This is a genomic window from Pseudomonas sp. GM24 (genome assembly GCF_000282235.1).
Taxonomy (GTDB): domain Bacteria; phylum Pseudomonadota; class Gammaproteobacteria; order Pseudomonadales; family Pseudomonadaceae; genus Aquipseudomonas.
In genome coordinates, this window is record NZ_AKJR01000080.1 from 1 (window position 1) to 4,461 (window position 4,461).

The 4,461-nt window shown below is 59.8% G+C and carries 6 protein-coding genes and 1 riboswitch; of the genes, 4 read left to right on the forward strand and 2 right to left on the reverse strand.

Going from position 1 to position 4,461, the window contains the following annotated elements; all coding sequences use genetic code 11:
• Window positions 1–125: 125 nt before the first annotated feature.
• Window positions 126–347: riboswitch (cobalamin riboswitch) on the forward strand.
• Window positions 348–471: 124 nt separating this feature from the next.
• The 4 genes from PMI23_RS11930 to cobM all read left to right on the forward strand — a co-directional run bounded on the left by PMI23_RS11930 (window position 472) and on the right by cobM (window position 2,618).
• On the forward strand, window positions 472–669 hold the full coding sequence (locus PMI23_RS11930; RefSeq protein WP_007912603.1) for a CbtB domain-containing protein: 198 nt from the start codon (window positions 472–474) through the stop codon (window positions 667–669).
• An 11-nt stretch (window positions 670–680) separates the two neighbouring features.
• Window positions 681–1,382 carry a CbtA family protein gene (locus PMI23_RS11935; RefSeq protein ID WP_007912602.1) on the forward strand — a complete coding sequence of 234 codons (702 nt, stop codon included), beginning with the start codon at window positions 681–683 and terminating at the stop codon, window positions 1,380–1,382.
• Window positions 1,379–1,792, forward strand: a complete 414-nt coding sequence (locus tag PMI23_RS11940) for a cobalamin biosynthesis protein (RefSeq protein ID WP_007912596.1) — start codon at window positions 1,379–1,381, stop codon at window positions 1,790–1,792. The genes PMI23_RS11935 and PMI23_RS11940 overlap by 4 nt, the downstream gene beginning before the upstream one ends.
• Before the next feature lie 79 nt (window positions 1,793–1,871).
• Window positions 1,872–2,618: a precorrin-4 C(11)-methyltransferase gene (gene cobM, locus PMI23_RS11945; protein WP_007912594.1), complete on the forward strand. Its 747-nt coding sequence runs from the start codon at window positions 1,872–1,874 to the stop codon at window positions 2,616–2,618.
• Between the two features lie 86 nt (window positions 2,619–2,704).
• On the opposite strand, the gene nfuA is transcribed toward cobM, so the two are convergent.
• Both nfuA and PMI23_RS11955 read right to left on the reverse strand, forming a co-directional pair.
• Complete coding sequence (nfuA, locus tag PMI23_RS11950; RefSeq protein WP_007912592.1) at window positions 2,705–3,289, reverse strand: Fe-S biogenesis protein NfuA; 585 nt, start codon at window positions 3,287–3,289, stop codon at window positions 2,705–2,707.
• 57 nt (window positions 3,290–3,346) lie between these two features.
• Window positions 3,347–4,369, reverse strand: a complete 1,023-nt coding sequence (locus PMI23_RS11955; protein WP_007912590.1) for an acyltransferase family protein — start codon at window positions 4,367–4,369, stop codon at window positions 3,347–3,349.
• Between the last annotated feature and the right edge of the window lie 92 nt (window positions 4,370–4,461).

The window sequence follows — 4,461 nt, forward strand, 5'->3', positions numbered from 1 at the left end:
TTTCTGGGCCGGCACTCCGGGCGTCTGGAAAAAGTGACCCGCCGTAAGGGCGGAACCCTAATCAGCAACACCCGCAGCAACGGATCCACCCCAAAAAATTGACCAAAACCCCACCCCCATGCTCTCCTACACAACTTGTTACGGGTGCCCTTCACAGGGTGAAACGGGAAACCGGTGAATCATGTGCTTTACTCAAGCCCATGTCAGTCCGGTGCTGCCCCCGCAACGGTAAGCGAGCGAAGCGTCAAAACCACTGTGTCAGCAAGGCATGGGAAGGTGACGCTTGCAGGTCGGCCTGACGCCAACCCCTCGTGAGCCCGGAGACCGGCCCGCAACACACAGCCCGCATTTTGTGCGTCGCTGAACATAACAAACCCGCGGTGGGCGGGCGCTGTTCGAACCTCTGCGAGCCCGACCCGCAGGGGTTTTCATGCGCTCGATTCACCCACTGACACTCCAGAGGGAAGCGCCATGTCGATCATCAGCAGCACCGGCAGCAACACGGACAAAATCGTCAGCACCACCACCCTGAGCCAACGCCTGAGCGCTGCGATCTTCGCGTCGATCCTCGGCGCCAGCCTGGTCTACTTCGCCGGTTTCTCGCACATCGAGGCGGTGCACAACGCCGCTCACGATACCCGTCACAGCGCGGCGTTCCCGTGCCACTGAGACCTGCCGACATGATCAAGCGTATTGCGCAAACCGCAGGTTTCACCGGCCTGCTGGCCGCCCTGCTCCTCACTCTGCTGCAAAGCTTCTGGGTTTCACCGCTGATTATTCAGGCTGAAACCTACGAGAAAGCCGAGCCGGTGGCTGTTCATGAACACGCCGAAGGCGCCATGGCCGGCCACACCCACGATACAGAAGCCTGGGAGCCGGAAGACGGCTGGCAGCGCGTGGTTTCGACCACAGGCGGCAATCTGGTGGTGGCTGTCGGTTTCGCCCTGATGCTCGCGGGCCTCTACACCCTGCGCGCGCCGACCAAAACCTCGCAAGGCCTGCTCTGGGGTCTGGCCGGTTACGCGACCTTCGTCCTCGCGCCAACCCTGGGCCTGCCGCCCGAGTTGCCGGGCACCGCTGCCGCTGATCTGGCCTCACGACAAATGTGGTGGATCGGCACGGCCGCTTCGACCGCTGTCGGCCTGTCGCTGATCGTGTTCAGCCGCCACTGGCTGATGAAGATCCTTGGTGTGGCCATCCTCGCCGTGCCGCACGTGATCGGCGCGCCGCAGCCGCAAGTGCATTCGATGCTCGCGCCGGAAGCACTGGAAGCCCAGTTCAAAATCGCTTCGCAGCTAACCAACGTAGTGTTCTGGCTGGCCCTGGGCCTGATCAGCGCCTGGTTGTTCCGGCGCAAAAGCGATGGTCAATACCACGTATGACCGATGACAGCGCAGTGCCGACCTTCGTGATCGGCCTGGGCTGCCAGCGCGGCTGCCCGGCCAGCACGCTGCGCGCATTGCTTGACCAAGCCTTACAGGCACACCGAATCGAGCTGCAAGCGGTCAAGGCGTTGGCCAGCATCGACTTGAAGCGCGACGAGCCAGGGCTGCAAGAACTTGCCGCGCAACTGGCCCTGCCCTTGCTGTATTTCAGCAGCGAGGAATTGGCCACTTATCAGCAACGACTCAGTCACCATTCGCAAATCGCCTTCGAACGCACCGGTTGCTACGGCGTCGCCGAAAGTGCGGCACTGGCCCTCGCCGAACAGTTGATTCAGGCACCGGCAAAACTGCTGATTTCCCGGCAGAAATACGCCCAGGCCACGTTGGCATTGGCCGGCGCGGCGTAAAATCCCGATAATCCCCGCCATTGATCATGAGCAATCTTCATCTGAAGCGTTGTTGCACCTCTTTTCCAAGGATTTAACGATGACTGTCTACTTCATCGGCGCCGGCCCCGGCGACCCGGAATTGATCACCGTGAAAGGCCAGCGGCTGATCCGCAGTTGCCCGGTGATTATCTATGCAGGTTCGTTGGTGCCGGCAGCGGTGCTCGACGGCCATCAAGCCGAGACGGTGGTCAACAGCGCTGAGCTGCACCTCGAACAGATCATCGAACTGATCAAAACCGCGCATGCCAACAGCCAGGATGTGGCGCGGGTGCATTCCGGCGATCCGAGTCTGTATGGCGCGATTGGTGAGCAGATTCGTTATCTGCGTGAGCTGGATATTCCGTTTGAGGTCATTCCCGGGGTGACCGCGACCGCTGCGTGTGCGGCGTTGCTTGGCGCGGAACTGACACTACCGGACGTGTCGCAGAGCGTGATTCTGACCCGCTACGCCGATAAAACCGCCATGCCGGCCGGTGAGGAATTGGGCAGCCTGGCGCAACACGGCGCAACCATGGCGATTCATCTGGGGGTCAACCATCTGGAGAAGATTCTGGCGGAGCTGTTGCCTCATTACGGCGCAGACTGCCCGATTGCGGTGATCCACCGGGCGACGTGGCCGGATCAGGATTGGGTGGTGGGGACGCTGGCGGATATTGCCGGGAAGGTTGAGGCCAAAGGGTTTCGGCGTACGGCGTTGATTCTGGTGGGACGCGTGTTGGGCAGTGAGGTTTTTAGCGAGTCATCGTTGTATCGCGCCGGGCATGCTCACCTCTATCGCCCATGAAGCCTGCTCGCGAATGCATTCCTGAATGTCACCCATAAAAAAACGGCGCTCACGGGGCGCCGTTTTTCATGTCCGCAGCGAACACCTTAGTAGTAGGCGTTTTCTTTCTGCGTGTGGTCGGTCACGTCGCGAACGCCCTTGAGCTCCGGGATGCGCTCGAGCAAGGTGCGCTCGATGCCTTCCTTCAAGGTCACGTCCGCCTGGCCGCAGCCCTGGCAACCGCCACCGAACTGCAGAACGGCGATGCCGTCTTCAACCACATCGATCAGGCTGACCTGACCGCCGTGGCTGGCCAGACCCGGGTTGATTTCGGTTTGCAGGTAATAGTTGATGCGCTCGTTGACCGGGCTGTCAGCGTTGACCATCGGTACTTTGGCGTTTGGCGCCTTGATGGTCAGTTGACCGCCCATGCGGTCGGTGGCGTAGTCGACCACGGCGTCATCGAGAAACGCTTCGCTGAAGTGATCGATATACGCGGTGAAGCTTTTCAGCCCCAGCGCGGTGTCTTCAGGTTTTTCTTCGCCCGGCTTGCAGTAGGCAATGCAGGTTTCGGCGTACTGGGTGCCAGGCTGGGTGATGAAGACGCGGATGCCGATGCCCGGGGTGTTCTGCTTGGAGAGCAGATCAGCCAGGTAATCGTGGGCGGCGTCGGTAATGGTAATAGCGGTCATGGAAACTCCTCGCAGGCTTGGGCGCAGTTTACGCCAATCGTTGCGCCGGACAAAGTCCTAGTATTTTTGTCGGGAAAGATTCTCGTCAGGCTCTTCGTCGATTTGCGCCTTGAGCCAGCGAAAGCTGCGCTTTTCCACCCACTCGTAGCTCAACCAGGAGCCGACACCGATGGCCAGCGCGCAGACGACAAACATCAAATACGGGTTGATGCCGTAGCGCCGGGCCAGAAAACCGCCTGCCGACAGCACCAGAACGTGCATCAGGTACACCGAATACGAGCAATCACCGAGCAGTTTGAGTACCCGACTGCGCTCGACATAACGCTCAAGTGAGATACACGCCATCACCAGCACGGCGCTCGGCACACCCCAGTTCAGCAACCTCGGCGCCGGCGGCAACTGATAGATCGTCAGCAATACCGCCACGATTGCCGCCAGCGGCAGCCACAGTCCCGCACCGATCCAGCCCCGGCGATAAAGCATGCCGATGCCAATCCCCAGCAGGAATTCATAGACGATGTCCGAACGATAGAACTCGCTGATCCAGCCAAACCCGGTCCAGGTCTGACACACGGCGAACAACAGCGCCGCGACCACCAACAGACGCACCTGCAAGCGAAACAACAGCGCCCAGGCAAACAGCACGTAGAAAAGGATTTCGTAATTCAACGTCCAGCCGACATTGAGCGTCGGGTAGATGCCGTAACCGCCGGGGTTCTCGGTAGGAATGAACAGCAACGACAACAGCAGATGGCCCCAGTCCACCGTTTGATCCGGCAATATGGGCTGGGCAAACACCACCAGCAGCGCCATCAATAGCGTGTAGAGCCAATACGCCGGAACGATGCGAAACAGCCGATACAAGAGAAAACGCGCCGGCGGCAGCGGTTTGTTTTCGGTCGAGAGGAAAATCACCAGGCCGCTGATGACAAAGAAAATATCGACCCCCACCGCTCCTTTATCGATGAACAGTTGCCCGATCGGTCCGTGTGCCTTGAAGTCGAAGAAAATCTGCATGAAGTGATGGCAGACCACCGTCCACGCGGCCAGCGCACGCAGGGCTTGCACTGAAATCAACATCACCTGCTCCCGATCACACCCTCAAATTCACCTCAATCCCTGTAGGAGCTGCAGCACGCGGCGATCTTTCGATCTTGATTTTGAAAGATCAA